Genomic DNA, 932 nt, shown 5'->3' with positions numbered 1-932 from the left:
GCTGGAGAGCCTGGTGCTGCGGCTCCTCGGCGAGGAGCCGCAGCACCAGGCTCTCCAGCGCCTCCGGGACCTCGGGGCGGATCCGGCGCACGGGCAGCGGCGGTTCGTACAGGTGCCGGTGCAGCACGCCGAGCGCGGTGGCGCCGGTGAACGGCACGTCGCCGCTGAGCAGTTCGTGCAGCAGCACCCCGAGCGCGTACAGGTCGGTGTACGGGCCGACCGCGCCGCCCATGGCCTGCTCGGGCGCCATGTAGGCGGGCGAGCCGATCGGGGAGCCGGTGTGGGTGAGCCGGGTGGTGTCGGTGTCCATGACGGAGGCCACGCCCAGGTCGAGCACGGTGACCAGGCCGTCCTGCTTGACCATCACATTGCGCGGCTTGAGGTCGCGGTGGACGATCGGCACGGCGTGTACGGCGCTGAGCACGGCGCACAGCTGCGCGGCCACCGCGACCGCCCACGGCCAGGGGTAGGGGTCGTGCTCGGCGAGGTGGTCGGCGAGGTCGGCGCCGTCCACGTACTGCATGACGAGGAACAGTTCCTCGCCCTCGCTGCCCGCGTCGTGCACGGTGACCAGGCCGGGGTGGTCGACCTGGGCGGTCACCCGGCACTCGCGCTCGAAGCGGCGGCGCAGTTCGTCGGCCTCCTGGCCCGCGACCTTGTCGGGGCGCAGCAGCTTCACGGCCACGCGCCGGTCGAGCCGCTGGTCGTACGCCGTCCACACCTGGCCCATGCCGCCCTGGCCGATGAGGGTGGAGAGTTCGTAGCGGCCGGCGACGAGACGTCCTGTCGCCACGGTCACCTTCCGTTTCCGTCCTCACGCCGGCCGTCGTGCTGCCCGTCGTGCTTGCGCAGGTAGTCGCTGAGTTCGTCCAGCTCGGCCCGCACCGTCCCGCCCCCGCGCGCATCGACCAGGTGCGGGCCGAGCTGGACGA

General features: G+C 73.0%; 1 protein-coding gene. It reads right to left on the bottom strand.

The window, feature by feature from the left end; all coding sequences use genetic code 11:
• Positions 1-730, bottom strand: a 730-nt coding sequence (locus CCN72_RS17670) for a serine/threonine-protein kinase (RefSeq protein ID WP_244174289.1), incomplete at its 3' end; no start/stop codon positions are given.
• Between the last annotated feature and the right edge of the window lie 202 nt (positions 731-932).

The organism is Streptomyces murinus (assembly GCF_002154555.1).
GTDB lineage: Bacteria > Actinomycetota > Actinomycetes > Streptomycetales > Streptomycetaceae > Streptomyces > Streptomyces murinus.
Note: the sequence above shows the minus strand (reverse complement) of the source record. Positions and strands in the feature narration are given on the sequence as shown.